This is a genomic window from Arthrobacter sp. 24S4-2, from assembly GCF_005280255.1.
In the GTDB taxonomy this organism is placed as follows: Bacteria; Actinomycetota; Actinomycetes; order Actinomycetales; family Micrococcaceae; genus Arthrobacter.
This window is the reverse complement of sequence record NZ_CP040018.1, coordinates 3,130,145-3,151,896: the sequence shown is the minus strand read 5'-3', so window position 1 is coordinate 3,151,896 and position 21,752 is coordinate 3,130,145. Positions and strand designations below refer to the sequence as shown.

The following is a 21,752-nucleotide window of genomic DNA, read 5'->3' as shown; positions in this document are numbered from 1 at the left end:
TAGAGGAAGGTATCACCACGTGGTGCGACGCCGAGACAACCCCGGACAAGGCGCTGGTACGCCAGTTGCCGACGCCGCCGCCCGGCACTCGGACACCAAAGCGATGGGCCCCGCCCGGCACTTGGGTGCCATGCGTGGCAAGCCGGCCTGGCTGAAGACAACCGCCGTCGTCGTGTCCCTCCTTCTGGTGGGCGGCCTTGCCTTCGCTGCCTTCTGGGTGATCCGCCTGCAGATGAACATCAGCAAAGCTCCCCTTGGTGCCGGCAGCAGCCGCACCGAAGATCCCGTAAATGACTCCAAGGACCGGATGCAGATCCTGATCCTCGGCTCGGACACCCGCGACGGCAAGAACTCGGAGTACGGGGAAGCCGACCTGTCCTCGGGATATGGCCAGTCGGACGTCATGATGATGATGGACATTTCGGCGGACAACAAGCGCGTCAGCGTCATCAGTTTCCCGCGGGACCTCCTGGTGGACATCCCGGAGTGCACGGACCACAAGACCAACCAGGTGTTCCCGGCACGAAGCGGCGTGATGATCAATGAGGCCATGAAGCAGGCCGGGATCGGCTGCGCCGTAGATACCGTCAACAAACTGACGGGCCTGGAAATTGATCACTTCATGATGGCGGATTTCAATGCCGTGAAAGAGCTCTCCAATGCCGTCGGCGGGGTCGAGGTCTGCATCAGCGACGCCGTCTACGACCCCGATTCCCGTCTGCGCCTTCCGGCCGGTACCTCCCAGGTGCAGGGCGAACAGGCCCTGGCCTTCCTCCGGACCAGGCATGCCTTCGCCGACGGCGGGGACCTTGGCCGGATCAAGGCGCAACAGGGCTTCCTGTCATCCCTCACCCGCAAGATCAAGGACGACGGCACGCTGGGCGATCCGCAAAAGATGCTGAAGATCGCCGACGTCGTCACGCAGAACCTCACCGTGGATGACGGCCTGGCCTCGGTGCCGTCGCTGCTGACCATCGGCAACCGGCTCAAGAACATCGACATCAGCAAGGTCGCGTTTGTTGCCGTACCCACCACGCCCGCGCCTACCGACCCCAACAGGCTGGCCGTGGCTGAGCCGGCGGCATCCCAGCTGTTCGCTGCGTTGCGCAAGGACGTTGACCTCACCGACCCCACGGCAACCCCAAGCCCGACGGCCCAACCGAGCGAGACCACTGCGGCGCCGTCGCCGACCACTCCGGCCACGCCTGTTCCCGGTTATGACAAGGCGCAGCAACCGGTCACGGTCGCCAACGGATCGGGAGTTCAGGCTCGGGCCCAGGAACTCGTCCAGGCCGTGATCGCCGGTGGATTCACCCAGGCTGCGCCGCTCACGGCGCAGCCGGTCGAGAAGACAGCGGTCTATTACGGCCCGGGCTTCGAGGACGTGGCGGCAGACGTGGCGGCTCTGCTTGAGATCCCGGCCACGCAGGTCCTTCCTGCGACCGGTGTCAGCGGCGTACAGGTCTACGCGGGCACGGACTTCACGTCCGGCACCAAGATGGGCGCCGTGGCACTGCCAAGCGATATCGTGAACCAGACTGCGGGCGACGCCGTGTGCCAGCAGGCGAACCCCGAGCTCATTACCCGCTAGCCGGCACCGGACACATCCGGTTACGCGCTGGTCCGGAAACAAATACCTGCGTGGCCGGCCACGAACAGTGGCCGGCCCCGCAAGTATTTTCGCTGGTATCCGGTTACCAGATGCTGACGCGTTACCAGATGCTGACGCGCTCCTCGGGCTGCATCCACATTCCGTCCTGTTCGGCCACGCCGAACGCCTCATGGAAGGCATCCAAATTCTTGGCGATGGCATTGGTGCGGAATTCGTTGGGGGAGTGCGGGTCCGTCGCCAGGCGCCGGATGGCCTCCTCGTTGCGGATCACCTGCCGCCAGCCCGCAGCCCAGGACGCAAAGAACCTCTGCTGCCCGGTCAGGCCGTCCAGCACCGGCGGCTCCGCGCCGTCGAGGCTGATCAGGTACGCCTTGTAGGCGATGGTGAGACCGCCAAGGTCGCCGATGTTTTCACCGAGCGTGAGCTTGCCGTTGACATGGTGTCCCGGCGCAGCGTGCGGCGACAACGCGTCAAACTGGGCCACGAGCTTGGAGGTCAGGGCCTCGAAAGCCGTCCGGTCATCCTCCGTCCACCAGTTCCGGAGGGCGCCGCCGCCGTCGAACTGTGAACCCTGGTCATCGAAGCCGTGCCCGATCTCGTGCCCGATCACCGCGCCGATGCCGCCGTAGTTGACGGCGTCGTCGGCGTCCGCCGTGAAGAACGGCGCCTGGAGAATTGCTGCCGGGAACACGATTTCATTGAGGAGCGGGTGGTAGTAGGCGTTGACGGTCTGCGGCGTCATGAGCCACTTGTTCCGGTCCACGGGCTTGCCCACCTCGTCCAGGTGACGGTCGACGTCGGCGTTGTGGGCCCGCTCAACGTTTCCCAGGAGATCGGTCGGGTCGATCTGCACTGCCGAGTAGTCGATCCACTCATCGGGGTAGCCGATCTTGGCACGGAACGCCTCAAGCTTCTTCAGGGCTTCGAGTTTGGTGTCCTCTCCCATCCAGGTGAGCCCGGTGATGCTTTGCCGGTAGGCCTCGATAAGGTTGGCCACGAGCGCCTGCATGCGGGCTTTGTGGGTTTCCGGAAAGTGCCGGGAGACGTAGATCTGGCCGACGGCCTCACCCAGCGAGGCTTCGACGACGGCGACCCCGCGCTTCCAGCGGTCCTTGTTCCGGGGCGTGCCGCTGATGGTGGTGCCGTAGAAGGCGAAGTTGGCATCCACGAATTCCGAGGAGAGGTAGGGAGCCGCAGAGCTGACCACCCGCATGGCGAGCCAGTCCTGCCACGCAGCCACCGGCTCGGATTCGAGCAGGCCGGCTGCCCCGGCAAAGAAATCAGGGGTGCTGACCACCAGTTCTTCGCGCTTTTCCGGCGTGATTCCGGCAGCGTCGAACCAGGTGTCCATCAGGGGGAACAGCTCAACGGCTTCCGCAGCGGTCTTCAGGTTGTAGGTCTTCTGCGGGTCGCGCAGCGTGACGTTGTCCCAGTGGTGGGCGGCCAGCGCCGTCTCCAGCCCGACCACGCGCTGGGCGGCGCCCTCCGGGTCCGCCGTTCCGGCGAGGCTCAGCATGGTCCGCACGTGTTCGCCGTAGGCCTCGACCATCGGGGCGAACTTCTCTTCGCGGTAGTAGGACTCGTCGGGCAGGCCCAGGCCGCCCTGGCCGGTGTAAAGCAGGATCCGGTCCGGATTTCCCGCGTCGGGGGCGGGATAGATGTAGAAGAGGCCCGACACGTCCGAGCGGAACAGCCGGCCGGCCAATTCGATGACTTCAGCCGCTGACGTTGTTGCGAAGACCGCATCGAGGCGCTCCCGGATCGGGTCCATGGCCTTGGCTTCCACGGTGGCTTCATCCAGGAAGCTGCTGTAGAGGTCGCCGACCTTCCGCTCGATGCCGCTGGCGTCCTCGCCCCGTCCGGCGGCTTCCTCGATGATTTCCCTGACCGCCAGTTCCGAACCGTCCCGCAAGGCCGTAAAGGTTCCTTCGAGCGCGCGGTCGTCCGGGATGGTTGTGCTCTTCAGCCATGCGCCGTTGATGTGCTGGTACAGGTCATCCTGCGGCCGGACGCTGTGGTCGATATTGGACAGGTCGATCCCGGAGATTGGCACAAGTGCTCCTTCAGGTGAGGGCTGCCGCCGGCGCGGGCACCGGTGGCAGCGTCTGCATAGTGGACGTTGCTGGAGGTGTTGCTCCTTCATCTTACGCACCCGTGTTACTGTGAAATGGTGCGCGCAGAACTGCTTCTTCTTAGCTGCCGCGGCGAGGCCTCAGACGCGATCTAGCGCAAGGCCGATCCTCGTCGCGGAGTTTGTGTTGCCCGGCCACCTTTCAAACAGGAATCACAGAAAAGGCCCCGATAGTAATGCGAAACGCACAGAAGCCCTCAGGAATGCCCGTCCACCGCTATGTCCCGTTCCAGGACCAGATCAGTGTTGAACTGCCGGACCGGACGTGGCCGGACAAAGTAATCACCAAGGCCCCGCGCTGGTGCGCCGTGGACCTCAGGGACGGCAACCAGGCCCTGATCGATCCCATGAGCCCGGCCCGCAAGATGAAGATGTTCGACCTGCTGGTCCGCATGGGCTACAAGGAAATCGAGGTCGGCTTCCCGTCCGCCTCGCAGACCGACTTCGACTTCGTCCGGCAGCTGATCGAAGGCAACCACATTCCCGACGACGTCACCATCCAGGTGCTGACGCAGGCCCGTGAGCACCTGATCGAGCGGACCTACGAATCTCTGGTCGGGGCGAAGCAGGCGATCGTCCACCTGTATAACTCCACGTCGGTCCTGCAGCGCCGTGTCGTCTTCAACCAGGACGAGGACGGCATCCTGGACATCGCTCTCCAGGGCGCACGCCTGTGCAAGAAGTACGAGGAAACGCTGGCGGACACGCACATCACCTACGAATACTCGCCGGAATCGTTCACCGGCACCGAACTCGAATACGCCGTCCGTGTGTGCAACGCCGTCGCCGATGTCTTCGAGGCGTCAGCGGACAGCCAGGTCATCATCAACCTGCCGGCCACAGTAGAAATGGCCACCCCGAATGTCTACGCCGACTCCATTGAGTGGATGAGCCGCAACCTGCACCCCCGCGAGGGCATCATCCTCTCCCTGCACCCGCACAATGACCGCGGCACCGGAGTTGCGGCCGCCGAACTGGGCTACCTCGCCGGCGCCGACCGGATCGAAGGCTGCCTGTTCGGCAACGGCGAGCGGACCGGCAACGTGGACCTGGTCACCCTGGGCCTGAACATGTTCGTCCAGGGCATCGACCCCATGATCGATTTCTCCGACATCGACGAAGTCCGCCGCACGGTGGAATACTGCAACCAGCTGCCGGTGGCGGAGCGTTCGCCGTACGGCGGTGACCTCGTTTTCACCGCCTTCTCGGGCTCGCACCAGGACGCCATCAAGAAGGGCTTCGAAGCCCTCGAGAAGGACGCCGCGGCCGCCGGCAAGGACGTCGCCGACTACACCTGGCAGGTTCCGTACCTGCCGGTGGACCCCAAGGACCTGGGCCGCAGCTACGAAGCCGTCATCCGGGTCAACTCCCAGTCCGGAAAGGGCGGCGTGGCCTACCTGCTGAAGAACGAGCACAGCCTGGACCTGCCGCGCCGTGCGCAGATCGAGTTCTCCGGCGTGATCCAGAAGCAGACGGACACCGTGGGCGGCGAGGTCAGCGGCGCCCAGCTCTGGCAGCTCTTCCAGGACGAGTACCTGCCCTCCAGCAAGGAGGACGGCCAGTGGGGCCGCTATTCGCTGGGCTCGTTCAGCACGGAAACGGACGACGACGGCGCCATGACCTTGCATGCGACGGTCACCGTGGATGGCGTCCAGGTCCGCCGCACCGGCACCGGTAACGGCCCGATCGCGGCGCTGCTCGCGATCCTGGGTGAGGATGGCGTGGACGTGCGGGTCCTGGACTACAGCGAGCACGCGCTCTCTGAAGGTGGCAATGCCCGTGCGGCGGCATACGTTGAGTGCGCTGTGGGCGAGCGGGTGCTGTGGGGCGTCGGCATTGATTCCAACACCACCACGTCCTCGCTGAAGGCGGTCATCTCGGCCGTGAACCGCGCGGTCCGGGACGCTCAGGCCTAAAACCAATCACCCGTTGCGCTGACCTGTTGCGCCCCCGGCTCACCCCGGGGGCGCTGCATCCGCGGTTTCCCGAAGGTCAGTGCGAAGATTAACTGTGGCCCAACAATCCTCCTACTCAGCGCGCGCCTACCGGGATGACGCCGTAGTCCTGCGCACCCACAAGCTGGGTGAGGCTGACCGGATCATCACGCTGCTCACCAAGCACCACGGCCAGGTCCGTGCCGTGGCCAAAGGCGTCCGACGCACCAGCAGCCGCTTCGGGGCACGGCTGGAACCGTTCATGGTGGCGGACCTGCAGCTGATTTCCGGACGAACCCTGGACATCGTCACGCAGGCCGTGGCCAAAGGCGCCTACGGCGGCAGCATCGCGGCAGACTACGGCCGCTACACCGTGGCGGCCGCCATGACGGAAACAGCCGAAAAACTCACTGATGTGGATGGCGAGGCCGGAACCGCGCAGTACAACCTCCTGGTGGGGGCACTGGCCTCGCTGAGCCGGGGCGAGCACACCCCGGAGCTAATCCTCGACTCGTACCTGCTGCGTGCCCTGGCCACCGGAGGATGGGCGCCGAGCTTCACCATCTGCGCCCGCTGTGGTGCTCCCGGCCCGCACACGGCATTTTCGGCTCCGCTGGGCGGCATGGTGTGCCACGACTGCCGCCCGCCGGGATCGCCCGCACCCGCAGCCGAAACAGTTTTCCTGCTCGGTGCGCTGCTCACAGGGGACTGGACGACGGCGGACGCCTCCCAGGCGGTCAACCGGCGGGAGGCGGCCGGTTTGGTTGCCAGCTACCTCCAGTGGCATCTTGAACGTGTGCTGAAATCACTCAAACATGTGGAGCGTAGCTGACTGTGGCCCTTGGAAAGAAGAAGAATCCCGTACGGCAGCGGACGGAGCCGGTGCAGGCACCGTATCCGCACACTTCCGGGGCCGTACCGCCGTCCATTCCCGAAGAATTCATACCGCAGCACGTCGCGATCGTGATGGACGGCAACGGTCGCTGGGCAAACCAACGGGGGCTGCCGCGGATCGAGGGCCACAAGGCCGGTGAACCCGCCCTCCTGGACGTCGTCGCCGGAGCCATTGAACTGGGCATTAAGTACGTGACGGTGTATGCCTTCTCCACGGAGAACTGGCGGCGCTCCCCGGAGGAGGTGCGCTTCCTGATGGGTTTTAACAAGGATGTGCTACGCCGGCAGAGGAACCAGCTGGACGAATGGGGCGTGCGCATCCGCTGGTCCGGACGGCGGCCCAGACTCTGGGGGTCGGTAATCCGGGAGCTGGAGGACGCCGAGGATTACACGCGGGGTAACAGCACCTGCACGTTGACCATGTGTGTTAATTACGGCGGGAGGGCCGAAATCGCCGACGCCGTCTCCGCAATTGCCGAGGACGTTGCGGCCGGCAGGCTCAAGCCCGGCGCCATCACGGAACGGACCATCCAGAAGTATCTGGACGAACCGGACCTTCCTGACGTCGACCTCTTCCTGCGGAGCTCCGGCGAGCAGCGGCTCTCCAACTTCATGCTGTGGCAGTCCGCGTACGCGGAGTTCGTGTTCATGGACACGCTCTGGCCCGACGTCGACCGCAGGACCCTGTGGGACGCCGTCGAGATCTACGCCCGGCGCGACCGCCGGTACGGCGGCGCCGTCGATGCAGCAGCACCGACCGGCAGCGGTCAGCCCGGATAGGAATGCAGCCAGGCGACCAGGTCCCGGTACGCTTCCTGCCGCACCTCACGGCGTGAGAGGAAGATGTCGTGGATGGCCCCCGGGTAGCGGTAGACGGACGTGCGCCGGCCGAGGCCCAGGGCGCGGCGGGCGGTCTGCTCGACGTCAATCACGGCGTCCATCCCCATCAGTTCCTCGGACCACTCGGCCTGGATCCTGGTGCGGTCCGAGAGCATCACCAGGACCGGCGCGCCGATGTCCAGCCGCCGTTCGACGGCCGAGTGTCCGGCAAGGACCGCACGGGTCCAGCCCGCGCGGATGGGGAACGACGCCGTCGGGCGCCACTGCGGATCAAGGAACCACTCGCCGTGGGCCTGGTCGCTGACGCTCTGCCAATAGGCCGGCATTTCCGGGAAACGGAAGGGCCGCTTGGGATCCGTGCGCGCCAACGGTTCCACAAGGTGCATGGCGATGTTCCGGATCAGGCTGCTGCCCTGGAGTTCCAGCCAGGGAGCATTCAGGATCAGTGTCCCCAAGGCGCCGGGGTGTCGGTTTGCCCAGAGCGCACCGATGAGCCCGCCCAGTGAGTGCGCCAGCATGTGGACTACAGGTTCCGCCGGCTGGCCGGTGCGGGCGGCCACATCGGCCTTGATTGCCGCCAGCGCGGCGGCGATGTCTTCGTCATAGACCGCCAGGTCCGTGGCGTAGCCGGGAGTCTGCCAGGTACGCAGGCTACGGCCGAACTTGCGCAGGTCCAGCGCATAGAAACGAAGTCCATGCGAGCCGACGTACTTCGCAAGTTCGGACTGCAGGAAGTAGTCCGCCCAGCCGTGAATGTACAGGACCACCCCCGGGCGAACGGCTCCGTGGTGGGTCCGGGCCTCGGATCCGGGCCACGGCAAGGGCTTGAAGACGTTCTTCCGCAGGGCGGAAAGCAGGGCGGGCGGCCCTGGCGGACCGGCGGGAACATGCCGGACCAGCGTGGCACATACCCCGCCTTCGTCGTCATCGGCCAGGGGAAGCTCGAGGTGCTCGAAACCGTCACCCAGCAGGTCCGCCTGCCAGGCTGGCGGGTCCTGCGCCGGCGCGCTCACTGCTGCCCGCCGTCGTCGAGGATGTACCCGCGGATCCAGCGGTTCAGCCGGGCGTAGGCGTCCGCCCGGACGTGGGCCGGAGACAGGAAGACGTCGTGGAGCGCCCCGTCGATCCGTTCCAGGGTCACCGACCGGCCCAGGGCCATGGCCCTGATGGCGATGGTGTTCACATCCAGCACGGCGTCGGTCCTGCGCATCGCTTCCGTCCAGAACAACCCGGTCTCACTGGCCCCGGATAGGAGCACCAGAATGGGGATGTCGATCCGCAGCCCGCGGGCCACCCGGGAATGCCCGGCCAGAACAGCCCTGAGCCATCCGGCCCGCACGGGAAATGCCATCGGCGGCCGGTACTTGTTGTCCAGGGTCCACTCACCTTCAGCCTCGCTGCTGATGCTCCGCCAATAGAATCCGCGCTCCGGCAGCCGCAGCACCGCCTCCGGCCGGTAGTGCGCCAGTGGCCCCACCATGGTCCGGGCGGCACGGCGGACCAGGGAGCTGCCGTGCATTTCGAGCCACGGGCTGTTAAGGACCAGCTGGGCGGCGACGCCCGGATGGCGGCTGACCCACAGGGCGGCAACAAGGCCGCCGGTCGAGTGGCCCATCAGGGTCAGCGACGGCCCCGCGGCTTCCTCCGGCCGGAGGGAGCCGATGATTCCGATCGCTTTGCTGATCTCTGCGTCGTAGTCGTCGAGATCGGCCACGAAGCCGCCGTGGGTGTCAGGCTGAAGGCTCCGGCCGTGGTTGTGCATGTCCAGGGCGAAGAACTCAAAGCCCTTGTTTGTCCAGAACTGGGCGAGCTCGACATTGAAGAAGTAGTCGCTCCAGCCGTGCAGGAACAGGACGGCACGGCGGGGGAGCGGGTGGGGAACCGGCTGGCCTGGCCGGTCCGTTCCACCGTTGGGCACGTGCCGTACCAGGGTGGCCGTGCGCTCCACTCCGTCGGCGCCCGCCGCCTGGTAAATACAGGCTTCGAAATCATCCCCAGGATGTCTGTGTGCCACTTCATCTGCCCAGCCTAGACAACGTATACGGCGGCAGCGAGCTACCACGGTGCCCACAGGATGCGTCATACCGCCCCGGACCTGCGCGCCGGTTTGGTCTGGGCAGCCGGAACCGGAAAACTGGACCTATGCGCGTATATCCCACCTTCTTCCGTTTGGCCTTTTCATGGATGGACGCTGAACGCGCCCACAAGATCGGCTTCCGGGCCATCCGGCTGGCCCACAGCTCAGGGGCGGGCAAGGTGCTGGCCAAGTTCACTGCGCCGGCCGCGTCGCTTCAGACTTCCGCCTTCGGCCTGACTTTCCCTTCGCCGTTCGGCCTCGCCGCAGGCTTTGACAAGGAGGGGCACGGCATTGAGGCGCTGACCGAACTCGGATTCGGCCATGTGGAAGTCGGGACCATCACCGGCCAGGCCCAGCCGGGCAACGAAAAACCGCGCCTGTTCCGCCTGGTGGAGGACAAAGCAGTCATCAACCGGATGGGCTTCAATAACGACGGTGCGGCTGCAGTGGCCCCGCGGCTCAAGTCGGCCAGGGCGGCCTTGCAAGGCAGGCATCCTGCGGTCCGGCCGGTGATCGGGGTCAACATTGGCAAGAGCAAGGTGGTGGAGCTGGAAGACGCTGCCAATGACTACCTCATCAGTGCCCGGAGCCTTGCGCCGGCAGCCGACTACCTCGTGGTCAACGTCAGCTCTCCCAACACACCTGGGCTCCGCCTGCTGCAGAACGTCGAAACGCTCCGGCCGTTGCTTAAGTCCGTAGGAGAGGAGGCGGACAAAGCCGCCGGCCGGCACGTCCCGCTGCTGGTCAAGATCGCGCCCGACCTCACGGATGAAGACATCGACGACGTCGCGCGCCTGGCTCTCGACCTCAAGCTCGACGGCATCATCGCCACCAACACAACCATCGGCCGCGAAGGGCTCTCCGCTGACCCGGCAAAAATCCAGGCCTGCGGCGCCGGCGGACTGTCCGGCGCCCCCCTGAAGGAACGGTCCCTGCAGGTCCTGCGCCGCCTCAGGGAAGCAACCGGAGGTGAGCTCACGCTTGTGTCCGTGGGCGGCGTGGAGACTGCCGCGGATGTGCAGGCGAGGCTCGACGCCGGAGCCACCCTCGTGCAGGGCTACACTGCCTTCCTCTACGAAGGACCCTTCTGGGCCGCGCGGATCAACCGGCAGCTCGCCAAGCACCCGGCCCGCCGCTAGGCGCCATCCCTGCGAAGGACAACCGGAGACGAAAAAGCCCCCGGCAGTTTTGAACTGCCGGGGGCTTTTCGATGGCCGGGATCAGGAAGGGAATTCTCCGCGCTTGACGAGCGGCTTGGGAAGGCGCAGCTTGCGGAACTGGAGTGATCGCATGGATCCGTACCAGACCGTGCCGCGTTCCACCTCGCCGAACTTCTCAGCCAGTCGCTTGCGGAGCTTCCGGGACAGGATGAAGACGTCCACGAAGACGGCAAGGAACATGATCCAGAAGCCGCCAAGGACATAGATCATCGACTCGCTCGTGGAAGGGACCAGCAGCGATACGATGACGAAAACCAGGGCCCCGAACATCAGGTACTCGCCCAGGCTGAAACGGGCGTCTACGTAATCGCGGGCAAACCGCTTCTGCGGGCCCTTGTCGCGCAGCGGCAGGAATTTTTCGTCACCGGTGTCCAGCGCCTGGCGCATCTTGGTCCGCTGTTCCTGGACAGCTGCCCGTTCGGCCTCCTTGGAGGCCTTCCGGTCCTCCGGCACGAGGGGCCGTTTCCGGGCCGCCTCCTGCGTCTTGCGCTTGGGCGTGGGGACACCCTTGCCGAGGGAGGCGTCACGCCGGGCCGAAGCCTCGGCCGCCTGCTGGTCAACTACGTCCTGCGCCGTCGGCGCTTCCTTTTTACGTCCAAACACCCCTAAAGAATACCTTGCACCGGCAGGCTAATAGTCCTAAGTCACACCACCCCCGCGGAGGACCTTCAGCGGTGCCGGCAGCGGCACCGGGAGTGTTTGTTGTGGTCCCGGACACAGGTAGGGTTTTGGCCATGACTTCTTCACCGGCGGGGACCCCGCAGCAAACCAGCACAGGATTCGGCGAAACCGACGTCGACGCCCTGCGCCGGGCCGTTCATGAATCCTTTGACACCACGGTCGGCCACCTGAAAGACCTCGTCAGGCTCCCGGGCATCGCCTGGCCCAGTTTCGATCCCGCCCCGCTGGACCGCAGCGCCGAGGCTGTCGCTGCCCTGGTGCGCGCCGCCGGAATCGAGGATGTGCGGATCCTGCGCTGCAATAAGGACGATGGCACCCCCGGCGGACCGGCCGTCGTCGCGCGCCGGACGGCCGCTGCAGGAAAGCCCACTATCCTCCTGTACGCCCACCATGACGTTCAGCCGCCGGGGGATCCTGCGCTCTGGGAAACCGAGCCGTTCACCGCCGTCGAACGCGACGGCCGGCTCTACGGACGCGGTGCGGCGGATGACAAAGCGGGCATCATGGCGCACATCGCCGCCTACGCCGCTGTCAGCGAAGTACTGGCGGACCAGCTGGGCCTCGGAGTGACGTTCTTCTTCGAAGGAGAGGAAGAGGCGGGCTCGCCGACCTTCCGAACGTTCCTGGAAACCCACCGGGAACTGCTTCGGGCCGACGTGATCGTGGTGGCCGATTCCAGCAACTGGAAGGTCGGCATTCCGGCCCTGACCACCAGCCTGCGCGGCCTGGTGGACGGGACCATCGAAGTCCAGGTCCTCGAACACGCAGTCCACTCGGGTATGTTCGGCGGGGCAGTACTGGACGCCTCTACGCTGCTGTCACGCCTTATCGCCACGCTCCACGACGACGACGGCAACGTCGCCGTCCAGGGCCTTGTTGGCCGTGACGACGCCACGGTGGACCTGACGGAAGCGGAATACCGCGCCGACGCGTCAGTGCTCGACGGCGTGCGGCTGGCGGGCACCGGCAGCATCGCCTCCCGGCTGTGGACAAAGCCCGCACTCTCCATCATCGGGTTCGACGCACCCGCGGTGGATGTCGCCTCAAACACGCTCCTGCCCTGGGCCCGCGCCAAGTTCAGCCTGCGGCTGGCGCCGGGGCAGGTTCCGTCCGAAGCCATGGCGGCCGTCAAGAAGCACGTGGAATCCAATGCACCGTTCGGCGCCAAAGTAGTGTTCACGCCGGGGGAGAGCGGCAACTCCTTCCTGACCGACACCGGTTCCGCTGCCGCCGGTCTGGCGATGTGGGCACTTGGCGAGGCATGGGGCGTTCCGGCTGTGGAGATGGGCATCGGCGGTTCGATTCCGTTTATCTCTGACCTCACGGAGGTGTATCCGGACGTCCAGATCCTGGTGACCGGCGTGGAGGATCCCGACTCCAGGGCCCACAGTGCCAACGAGTCGCTGCACCTGGACGATTTCCGGAACGCGGTGGTGGCAGAGGCACTCCTTCTGGCCCGGCTCAACCACGAAGGCCTTGGCTGATACCGCGCCCGGGGAACATTCAGGGTATGGCCACGGTTACGTCAGGAGTTAGAGCTACAGGCAGGATCGACGTAGCATGTAGCTATAGCCCATACCGTTTCCGTAGGGGCGGGCAACGCGCAAGCGAAGTCGCCACCACCGTCGTAAGAAGGTAGGCCAATGAGCACTACAACCAATGAAAACAGCACCGCCGCCACCGGCACGGCAAGCGAAGAGCTGGCCACCCACGAAGTGCAGCTGACCGACGTCGCGGCCGGCAAGGTCCGCAGCCTGCTGGAGCAGGAAGGCCGCACCGACCTGCGCCTGCGCGTTGCTGTCCAGCCGGGCGGTTGCTCCGGGCTGATCTACCAGCTCTACTTCGACGAGCGACTGCTCGACGGAGACGCGGTCCGCGATTACGACGGCGTTGAGGTTGTAGTGGACAAGATGAGCGTGCCGTACCTCAGCGGCGCCAGCATCGACTTTGAGGACACCATCTCGAAGCAGGGATTCACCATCGACAATCCCAATGCCGGCGGCTCCTGCGCTTGCGGAGATTCTTTCCACTAGCCTGGCTGTTTTCCCCCGTGACAGCTTGCGATCGGCACCGGTTTAAGCCGGTGCCGACGCACGGTGCCGACATGTGGGCGAAAACCTCCGGGGAGCGGTAAGCTCTACACCGAGTAGTAAAACTTTTGTGCCCGGGGAGCCATCTACGGCCCGGGCAACAGCAACAAGTAGGAAGGGCCGTCTGTGAGTTCGCAGAACCGAACCGGCAGCCGACGCAAACAGATCACTACGATCACTGGCTTGGCACTAGCCGGCGCGTTGGCTTTGACTGGATGTTCACCAGAGGTACAGAAGGGCTGGTTGCCCACCGAGCGTGGCACCACCAATCACACTGACCGCATCATGGACCTCTGGGTCAACTCATGGATCGCTGCACTGGTCGTGGGCATCATTACCTGGGGCCTGCTGGTCTGGTGCATCGTCGCCTATCGCCGCCGCAAGGGCACGGTGGGCTTCCCGCGGCAGACCAGCTTCAACCTTCCGCTCGAGGTCTTTTACCTGACCATCCCGCTGTTCATGGTCCTGGTGTTCTTCTACTTCACCGACCGCGACCAGCAGGCGATCGATGACCGGTCCCAGCCTGCCGACGTCGTTGTTGACGTCCGTGGCAAGCAGTGGGCCTGGGACTTCAACTACAAGCAGGGTGACGTGGTCACCGGCGACGTACACGAAGCAGGAGTCCAGGCGCACCTCACCGGCGCTAACGTGGACAAGGAAAAGCTGCCCACCCTGTACCTTCCGGTGAACAAGTCCGTCGACCTGGAGCTGAACTCCCGCGACGTCATCCACTCTTTCTGGGTTCCCGCCTTCCTGCAGAAGCGAGACATGATTCCCGGCAAGACGAACTACATCAGGTTCACGCCCACCAAAGAGGGAACCTATGACGGCAAGTGCGCCGAACTCTGCGGCGAATACCACTCCGAAATGCTGTTCCGCGTCAAGGTTGTCTCCGAGTCGGAGTTCAAGTCGCACTTGGAGCAGCTGCGCCAGGACGGCAACTCCGGACTGCTCGGCGAAGAGTACGACCGTAACCCGAACCTGAACGAAATTAAGTAAGGGGAGCGACGTGGCTACTTACACTCAGTCCGCACCTGTCGGGAGCCTTGGGGCGCCCGTAGTACCCAAATCCAAGGGACGCATCGTCGTCAACTGGATCACCTCGACTGACCACAAGACCATCGGGTACATGTACCTGATCGCGTCCTTCGTGTTCTTCTGCTTCGGCGGCGTCATGGCGCTGCTGATCCGTGCCGAGCTGTTCGAGCCCGGCATGCAGATCCTGCAGACCAAGGAGCAGTACAACCAGCTGTTCACCATGCACGGCACCGTCATGCTGCTGATGTTCGCTACGCCGCTGTTCGCCGGCTTTGCCAACGTCATCATGCCGCTGCAGATCGGTGCGCCGGACGTCGCCTTCCCGCGGCTGAACGCACTGGCTTTCTGGTTCTTCCTCTTCGGGTCCACCATCGCCGTCTCCGGCTTCATCACCCCGCAGGGTGCCGCGTCGTTCGGCTGGTTTGCCTACGCACCGCTGTCCAACACGACGTTCAGCCCCGGCGTGGGAGGTGACCTGTGGGTCTTCGGCCTCGCGCTCTCGGGCTTCGGCACCATCCTCGGCGCCGTCAACTTCATCACCACCATCATCTGCATGCGCGCCCCGGGCATGACCATGTGGCGCATGCCGATCTTCACCTGGAACACGCTGGTTACGGCCATCCTGGTCCTGATGGCTTTCCCGCCGCTGGCAGCAGCCCTGTTCGCCCTCGGTGCGGACCGCCGCTTTGGTGCCCACATCTTCGATCCCGAGAACGGCGGCGCCGTCCTGTGGCAGCACCTGTTCTGGTTCTTCGGCCACCCCGAGGTGTACATCATCGCCCTGCCGTTCTTCGGCATCGTCTCCGAGATCTTCCCGGTCTTCAGCCGCAAGCCGATCTTCGGCTACAAGGGCCTGGTGTACGCAACCATTGCGATCGCCGCACTGTCCGTGACCGTGTGGGCACACCACATGTACGTGACCGGATCGGTCCTGCTGCCGTTCTTCTCCTTCATGACGATGCTGATCGCCGTACCTACCGGCGTGAAGTTCTTCAACTGGATCGGCACCATGTGGCGCGGATCAATCACCTTTGAAACACCCATGCTGTGGAGCATCGGCTTCCTGGCGACCTTCCTGTTCGGCGGCCTGACCGGCATCATCCTGGCCTCCCCGCCGCTGGACTTCCACGTCTCGGACTCCTACTTCGTGGTGGCCCACTTCCACTACGTGGTGTTCGGCACCGTGGTGTTCGCGATGTTCGCAGGCTTCTACTTCTGGTGGCCGAAATGGACCGGCAAGATGCTCAACGAGCGCCTCGGCAAGATCCACTTCTGGCTCCTGTTCCTCGGCTTCCACGGCACGTTCCTGATCCAGCACTGGCTGGGCGTCGAGGGCATGCCGCGCCGGTACGCAGACTACATGCCGCAGGACAACTTCACCTGGATGAACCAGTTCTCCACCATCTCCTCGTTCGTCCTCGGCGCCTCGCTGATCCCGTTCTTCTGGAACGTCTACATCACCTGGCGCAGCAACGAAAAAGTTGAGGTGGACGATCCGTGGGGCTTCGGTGCTTCGCTGGAGTGGGCAACGTCCTGCCCGCCGCCGCGCCACAACTTCACGTCCCTGCCGCGCATCCGTTCGGAACGCCCGGCCCTGGACCTGCACCACCCGGAGCTTGCCCAGTCGCACACCGTTGAATCACCGGCGCCGGCAGCAGCCGTGCTCGGCAACGCCGACCAGAAGGACACTGCCAAGTGAAAATCGAATCATGGATTTTTGGAGCCGGAGTCTTCTTCTTCGTACCCGTCGCCCTGGTTTACGGATTCCTGACCAACTGGCATGAATGGGTCGGCACCCTTGGCATCCTGCTCGTGGGCGGGCTGGCCGGCATGATCGGCGGCTACTTGGGATTCACCGGCAAGCGCGTGGGAATGCGCCCCGAGGACCGTAGCGATGCCGAGATCCATGAAGGCGCCGGTGAGCAGGGACACTTCAGCCCCTGGAGCTGGTGGCCGCTGGTCCTTGGCCTGTCCTGTGCAGCCGGGTTCCTTGGCCTTGCCGTCGGTTTCTGGATCGTCTTCATCGCCGGCGGCATGGCCGCTGTGGCGCTGGTCGGCTGGGTGTACGAATACAGCCGCGGCGACCACGCACACTAGCTTTCGCCACATTTCCTGACAACGACGGCGGGCCCCACCATTTGGTGGGGCCCGCCGTCGTTGTTTGCATCTTCGGTGCCTGCTCGGGTTCCGGCTGCCCAGGACAGGGGAGTGGGAGATACCGACTCCGTGCGGGCCCTAGGCGGCGGCTCCGGACTCCAGCAGAAGGGTCAGGCCTTCCAGTGCCGCCTCGGCTGATTCAAGGCTGTAATGGGCGGGCAGCGCCTCCGGCGCCACCGAGAGTTCCACTTCGCAGCCGCAGTGGAAATCGGCTGTCATGACTTCCAGCAGGGACCGGGCGTCTACCGGCAGGATTCCCTCCTTGGCGATCCTGACGGGTAGCCCCAAATCCGTAACAGCGCGGACAAAGACAGCGGCCGGCCGCGCGTGCAGGCCGATGGGTGATTGAACGATTGCCTTGCGCACTGGCAACAGGACTCCTTTGATCCGACGGGACCCCCGCCGTCTTGACTGTATTCCTGACCAAGCGTAGCCGCGCTGTTAGCGGACACAGAAACCAGGCAGCGGGTGGTCTAGACCTGCTCGCTGCGTGCCCTACGCTTAATGCATGACTTTTGATCCGGAGCGTTGCCATGGCGCCCTCTGACGCGAGCAAGATGGTGGGGGAGATCGACCGCAACAGCGGCGTCCCCATCTACGTCCAACTGCGGGAACTCCTGCGGACATACATCGCAGCTTCCTGCCCGCCCGGGTCCTCGCTGCCGTCCGAGCGGGACCTGGCCGAGCGGTTCGGCCTAGCCCGGATGACCGTCCGCCAGGCCATTGATGCGCTGGTGGGGGAGGAAGTGATCGAGCGCGTCGTGGGCCTCGGCACGTTCGTCCGGAAACCAAAACTCGACCTGCAGGTGAAGCTGACGTCCTACAGTGAGGAAATGCAGCGGCGCGGCATGGTCCCTGCTGCCAAGGTCCTGAGCTTCGAGCAGATCAGCGCCAGCGCTTTTCTGGCCCGTGAGCTCCAACTCGACGAGGGTACGCCCCTGGTGCGCTTCAGGCGCCTCCTCCTGGCGGACAACGAACCCATGAGCGTCGATGAAAACTTCATCCCCGCGCACCGGGTGCCGGGGCTGCTGGATGAGGAACCTCCAACATCGCTGTACAACGTCCTGAGCGAACGTTTCGGGCTGGTCATGGAGTGGGGCGAGGACATGATCGAAGCCACGGCTGCCTCACCGTCGACGGCACGGCTGCTCAACGTCGAGGTGGGCTCGCCCCTGCTGAAGATTCAGCGCCACGCTTTCGTGGCCCGGTCTATGGTGGACTACTCCGTCTCCTACTACCGCGCGGACCGCTACAAGCTCTGGGTGCCGTTGCAGCGGCCGGGCGTCCGGCCCACGCGGAACTACGCCTCCGGTTACCGCAGCCAGTAGGCAGCCGGAGGTACCTTTGCTGCGGAGCATACAAGGGAAAGACAACAGAAAAGGCCCGATCCAAGTGGACCGGGCCTCTTCTGTGTACCAGCAACTGTCGAATTAGTGGCTGAGTGTCTTCTGGACCTCTGCCGATTCGATCTCTTCGTGCTGGCCATGGTGGCCGTGAGCAGCCTCCAGTTCAGCCGGCGAAGCAGGAGCCACACGGTCCTCGAAGAACCAGCGGGATAGAGCCGCGCGGCGCTTTTCCTTGCGGGTTACGATGCCGTGCTCGTTGGGCACCGCGGCCTGCGGCACCTGGGACTCGAAACCGACCAGCTTGTAGCGCTTGTACTCGTCCAGCGGGGCGTGCACCTCAATGAACTCACCGTGCGGCAGGCGCACGATGCGGCCGGTTTCGCGGCCGTGGAGCGCGATCTCGCGGTCCTTGCGTTGGAGCGCCAGGGCTACACGCTTGGTCACGGCGAACGCGATGAACGGGCCGATGAAGAACAGCGCACGCAGCCAGTACGTGACGTCGTTCAGTGCAACGTGGAAGTGCGTTGCAATGAGGTCCGAGCCAGCGGCTGCCCACATAACGCAGTACCAGGTGAAGCCAGCTACACCGATAGCAGTACGCGTGGGCGCATTGCGCGGACGGTCCAGCACGTGGTGCTCGCGGTCATCCTTCGTAACCCAACGTTCGATCCACGGGTAGGTGAACAACACGGTAAAGATGATGCCGGCCGGAACGAGCGCCGGAAGCAGCACGTTCAGTGTGAGGACATGCCCGAAGATGATGTATTCGAAGTGGAAGTCGTTGATGACACCCGGCATCAGGCGCAAGGCGCCGTCCACAAACCCGATGTACCAGTCCGGCTGGGTTCCAGCGGACACGGGCGAGGGGTCGTAAGGTCCGTAGTTCCAGATCGGGTTGATCGTAAAGAAGGCTGCCATCAGGGCCACAACGCCGAACACGATGAAGAAGAAGCCGCCGGCCTTGGCCGCGTAGACCGGACCAAGGGGGTAGCCGACGACGTTGCCGTCGTTGCGTCCCGGGCCAGGGTACTGGGTGTGCTTGTGCACAACCACCATGAACAGGTGAAGGACGATCATGAGCAGGATCAGTGCGGGCACCAGCAGGATGTGGAGCATATACAGGCGGCCGATAATTGCGGTGCCCGGGAATTCCCCTCCGAACAGGAAGAACGAGATGTAGGTTCCTATAACCGGAATGGCTTTGATGACGCCGTCGATGATGCGCAGACCGTTACCGGAGAGCAGGTCATCGGGGAGGGAGTAGCCGGTGAAACCTTCAGCCATGGCGAGGATCAGCAGGACCCCGCCCACAACCCAGTTCATTTCGCGGGGTTTGCGGAAGGCACCTGTGAAGAAGACACGGAGCATGTGAACACCGAGGGACGCCACGAAGAGCAGAGCTGCCCAGTGGTGGACCTGGCGCATGAACAGTCCGCCACGGACATCAAAGGAGATGTTCAGGGATGAGCTGAACGCGACTGACATTTCAACGTTCTTCAGTGGCGTGTAGGAGCCCGCATAGTGCGTTTCCGCCATGGACGGATCAAAGAAGAATGTCAGGAAAGTGCCGGACATCAGCAGGATGACGAAGGAGTAGAGCGCCACTTCGCCGAACATGAACGACCAGTGGTCCGGAAAGACCTTCCGGCCGAACTCGCGCAGGATTGCCGAACCGCCGACGCGCTGGTCGACGAAGTCGGTGATGCGGCCGCCTTTAGTTTTGGCGACGAAGACGGGGGCATTAGGCGTTGTTGTTGCGCTCATGCTCATCACGCTCCCAGTAGCTCGGTCCAACAGGTTCATGGAAGTCGCTCGTCGCGACCAGGTAGCCCTCGGCGTCAACTGCGATAGGCAACTGGGGGAGGGGCCGGCTGGCCGGGCCAAAGATAACCTTGCATTCCTGGGTCAGGTCGAAGGTCGACTGGTGGCACGGGCACAGCAGGTGGTGCGTCTGCTGCTCGTACAGGGCAACAGGGCAACCAACGTGGGTGCAGATCTTCGAGTAGGCAACAATGCCGTTGTAGCTCCAGTCCTCGCGTCCAGCGGAGGGCTTGAGGGACTCGGGGTTGAGGCGCATGAGCAGGACGACGGCCTTGGCCTTTTCGTTCAGCTTGCCTTCGTGCAGTTCGTTCAGGCCTTCCGGAATCACGTGGAAAGCTGAGCCGATGGTGACGTCCGAAGCCTTGATCGGCGTGCCATCGGGGTCGCGGGTAAGGCGCTTGAGCTTGCCCTCCTGCGGAGCCCACATGGTGTGCGCCAGTGTGTTGTCCGGCCGGGGACCAAGGTCGCCGAAGACTGCAAGGGCCGGGAGCGGAGCCAAAGCGACAGCGCCAAGAAGGGTGTTGCGGATCAGCGGCCGGCGCTTGATCCCGGTTTCCTCCACGATGTCATCAACGATGCGGACCGCCGCCTGGCGGTCGTCCTCGGTGCGGATAGCGTGGCGCTCTTCCGAAACCTCGTGGTCCGGCATAAGGGCCTTGGCCCAGTGGACGATGCCGGTGCCGATGCCGAGCATGGCAAAGGCGGTGCCGATGCCCAACAGGGCATTCTGCAGCCGGATGGTGGCGATCGTGGAGTCGGGTCCAAGATCGATGGCGAAGTACGCCACCAGGAAGATCACGGTGCCCACAACGGAGCTGCCGAAGAGAACGGCAACCTGCCGTTCTGCACGCTTTGCGGCCTTCGGGTCCGTGTCAGCCAGGCGCAAACGATGCGGAGGAAGTCCAGGATCCTGGAACTTCTCCACCTCATTCTGACCAGCCGTAGCTACGGTGCCCGAGTGGTTCGGACTGCCGTCACTATGGTTGCCCATAATTCGCCTCATCCTTCTCTCGTCCCGGCCAGCGCCGGGTTAGTTTTCAATTCCATACTGCTGACTCGTCAGCAGGAGTTCTTACAGTTGCGGTCGCGGTTAGGACGACCGGGAGGTCAGCCAGATGGTGAAGGCGATGATCACGCCCAGACCGGCAATCCAGACAAACAGGCCTTCGGAAACGGGGCCCAGTGCACCGAGGTCGGCGCCTCCGGGGGATCCGTTGGCTTCGATCTGCTTCAGGAAGGTGATGATGTCCCGCTTGCCTTCGGGGGAGACGTTCGCGTCATTGAAGACAGGCATGTTCTGCGGGCCCGTGGCCATTGCCTCGTAGATGTGCTTGCCCGTCACGTCAGCCAGGGCCGGGGCGAACTTGCCGCGGGTCAGCGCTCCACCGGCGGCAGCAGCATTGTGGCACATGGCGCAGTTGACGCGGAACAACTCCCCGCCCTTGGCGGCGTCGCCCTGTTCGTCGAGGAGGTGCTCCTCGGGGATGGACGGGCCAGGCCCGAGCGAGGCGACATATGCGGCCAGCTGGTGGGTCTGTTCGTCGTTGAACTGTGCGGGCTTCTTGTAAGCCTGCGGCCCGTTCATCTGCATGGGCATGCGGCCGGTGCCAACCTGGAAGTCAACGGCGGCAGCACCGACACCCACGAGTGAGGGTCCGGCCTGGGTCCCGCTCGCACCCATGCCGTGGCACGTGGCGCAGTTGGCGGCGAAAAGCTTCCCGCCCTCTTCTGCGTCGTTTGCACTGAAGCTGGTGGTGGAGGCCTTGGCCTGGTTGACGGTGGTGGCTACGGCGTACAGCCCACCAGTGAGGAGGAGTCCCATCAGCAGCAGCGCTATTGCTGCCAGTGGGTGACGTCGCTTCTGCGAGAGTGCCTTCACGTGGTGGTTCCTTTATTCGATCGTGCGTTGGC

The 21,752-nt window shown here is 64.4% G+C and carries 18 protein-coding genes and 1 pseudogene; 11 read left to right on the top strand and 8 right to left on the bottom strand.

The features are described 5' to 3' along the window. The first annotated feature begins 19 nt into the window (after positions 1–19). Positions 20–1,591 (top strand): LCP family protein, encoded by a 1,572-nt coding sequence (locus FCN77_RS14565; protein ID WP_254678565.1) that lies wholly within the window; start codon positions 20–22, stop codon positions 1,589–1,591. A 121-nt stretch (positions 1,592–1,712) separates the two neighbouring features. On the opposite strand, the gene FCN77_RS14560 is transcribed toward FCN77_RS14565, so the two are convergent. After that, the gene (locus tag FCN77_RS14560; protein ID WP_137322852.1) at positions 1,713–3,665 is read right to left on the bottom strand and encodes a M13 family metallopeptidase; all 1,953 of its coding nucleotides are present in this window, start codon (positions 3,663–3,665) and stop codon (positions 1,713–1,715) included. A gap of 254 nt (positions 3,666–3,919) precedes the next feature. On the opposite strand from FCN77_RS14560, the gene leuA reads away from it, so the two are divergent. From leuA to FCN77_RS14545, 3 genes are all read left to right on the top strand, one after another. Beyond that, positions 3,920–5,659 carry a 2-isopropylmalate synthase gene (leuA, locus tag FCN77_RS14555; RefSeq protein WP_137322851.1) on the top strand — a complete coding sequence of 580 codons (1,740 nt, stop codon included), beginning with the start codon at positions 3,920–3,922 and terminating at the stop codon, positions 5,657–5,659. A gap of 94 nt (positions 5,660–5,753) precedes the next feature. After that, positions 5,754–6,509, top strand: a complete 756-nt coding sequence (gene recO, locus FCN77_RS14550; protein WP_137322850.1) for a DNA repair protein RecO — start codon at positions 5,754–5,756, stop codon at positions 6,507–6,509. 2 nt (positions 6,510–6,511) lie between these two features. After that, positions 6,512–7,351, top strand: coding sequence for an isoprenyl transferase (locus tag FCN77_RS14545; RefSeq protein ID WP_137322849.1), 840 nt, complete (start codon positions 6,512–6,514; stop codon positions 7,349–7,351). Here the strand turns inward: FCN77_RS14545 and FCN77_RS14540 are convergent. Together FCN77_RS14540 and FCN77_RS14535 are read right to left on the bottom strand one after the other, a co-directional pair. Next, positions 7,339–8,424, bottom strand: a complete 1,086-nt coding sequence (locus FCN77_RS14540; protein WP_137322848.1) for an alpha/beta hydrolase — start codon at positions 8,422–8,424, stop codon at positions 7,339–7,341. The two genes, FCN77_RS14545 and FCN77_RS14540, sit on opposite strands and share 13 nt — an antisense overlap. Further along, a pseudogene (locus FCN77_RS14535) lies at positions 8,421–9,430 on the bottom strand (alpha/beta hydrolase). The gene FCN77_RS14540 and the pseudogene FCN77_RS14535 overlap by 4 nt, the downstream one beginning before the upstream one ends. A gap of 123 nt (positions 9,431–9,553) precedes the next feature. Here FCN77_RS14535 and FCN77_RS14530 point away from each other — a divergent pair. After that, positions 9,554–10,627, top strand: a complete 1,074-nt coding sequence (locus FCN77_RS14530; protein ID WP_137322846.1) for a quinone-dependent dihydroorotate dehydrogenase — start codon at positions 9,554–9,556, stop codon at positions 10,625–10,627. Positions 10,628–10,708: 81 nt separating this feature from the next. Here FCN77_RS14530 and FCN77_RS14525 read toward each other — a convergent pair whose 3' ends face one another. Continuing rightward, positions 10,709–11,311, bottom strand: coding sequence for a DUF3043 domain-containing protein (locus tag FCN77_RS14525; protein WP_137322845.1), 603 nt, complete (start codon positions 11,309–11,311; stop codon positions 10,709–10,711). Between the two features lie 131 nt (positions 11,312–11,442). On the opposite strand from FCN77_RS14525, the gene FCN77_RS14520 reads away from it, so the two are divergent. The 5 genes from FCN77_RS14520 to FCN77_RS14500 all read left to right on the top strand — a co-directional run bounded on the left by FCN77_RS14520 (position 11,443) and on the right by FCN77_RS14500 (position 16,614). After that, positions 11,443–12,873 (top strand): dipeptidase, encoded by a 1,431-nt coding sequence (locus FCN77_RS14520; RefSeq protein WP_137322844.1) that lies wholly within the window; start codon positions 11,443–11,445, stop codon positions 12,871–12,873. Positions 12,874–13,032: 159 nt separating this feature from the next. Next, positions 13,033–13,422 carry an iron-sulfur cluster assembly accessory protein gene (locus FCN77_RS14515; RefSeq protein WP_137322843.1) on the top strand — a complete coding sequence of 130 codons (390 nt, stop codon included), beginning with the start codon at positions 13,033–13,035 and terminating at the stop codon, positions 13,420–13,422. 183 nt (positions 13,423–13,605) lie between these two features. Further along, a complete protein-coding gene (gene coxB / locus FCN77_RS14510; protein ID WP_137322842.1) occupies positions 13,606–14,478 on the top strand; it encodes a cytochrome c oxidase subunit II in 873 nt (290 codons plus the stop codon). Between the two features lie 10 nt (positions 14,479–14,488). Then, a complete protein-coding gene (ctaD, locus tag FCN77_RS14505; RefSeq protein ID WP_137322841.1) occupies positions 14,489–16,216 on the top strand; it encodes a cytochrome c oxidase subunit I in 1,728 nt (575 codons plus the stop codon). Then, positions 16,213–16,614 (top strand): cytochrome c oxidase subunit 4, encoded by a 402-nt coding sequence (locus FCN77_RS14500; protein WP_137322840.1) that lies wholly within the window; start codon positions 16,213–16,215, stop codon positions 16,612–16,614. The genes ctaD and FCN77_RS14500 overlap by 4 nt, the downstream gene beginning before the upstream one ends. A 138-nt stretch (positions 16,615–16,752) precedes the next feature. Here FCN77_RS14500 and FCN77_RS14495 read toward each other — a convergent pair whose 3' ends face one another. Further along, positions 16,753–17,046, bottom strand: coding sequence for an HPr family phosphocarrier protein (locus FCN77_RS14495; protein WP_175417266.1), 294 nt, complete (start codon positions 17,044–17,046; stop codon positions 16,753–16,755). A gap of 161 nt (positions 17,047–17,207) precedes the next feature. On the opposite strand from FCN77_RS14495, the gene FCN77_RS14490 reads away from it, so the two are divergent. Then, on the top strand, positions 17,208–18,002 hold the full coding sequence (locus FCN77_RS14490) for a GntR family transcriptional regulator (RefSeq protein WP_137322838.1): 795 nt from the start codon (positions 17,208–17,210) through the stop codon (positions 18,000–18,002). A gap of 102 nt (positions 18,003–18,104) precedes the next feature. On the opposite strand, the gene FCN77_RS14485 is transcribed toward FCN77_RS14490, so the two are convergent. From FCN77_RS14485 to FCN77_RS14475, 3 genes are all read right to left on the bottom strand, one after another. After that, positions 18,105–19,784: a cytochrome bc complex cytochrome b subunit gene (locus FCN77_RS14485; RefSeq protein WP_137322837.1), complete on the bottom strand. Its 1,680-nt coding sequence runs from the start codon at positions 19,782–19,784 to the stop codon at positions 18,105–18,107. Then, a complete protein-coding gene (locus FCN77_RS14480) occupies positions 19,762–20,832 on the bottom strand; it encodes a ubiquinol-cytochrome c reductase iron-sulfur subunit (RefSeq protein ID WP_137322836.1) in 1,071 nt (356 codons plus the stop codon). The genes FCN77_RS14485 and FCN77_RS14480 overlap by 23 nt, the downstream gene beginning before the upstream one ends. A 99-nt stretch (positions 20,833–20,931) precedes the next feature. Beyond that, the gene (locus tag FCN77_RS14475; protein ID WP_137322835.1) at positions 20,932–21,720 is read right to left on the bottom strand and encodes a c-type cytochrome; all 789 of its coding nucleotides are present in this window, start codon (positions 21,718–21,720) and stop codon (positions 20,932–20,934) included. Positions 21,721–21,752: the final 32 nt, after the last annotated feature.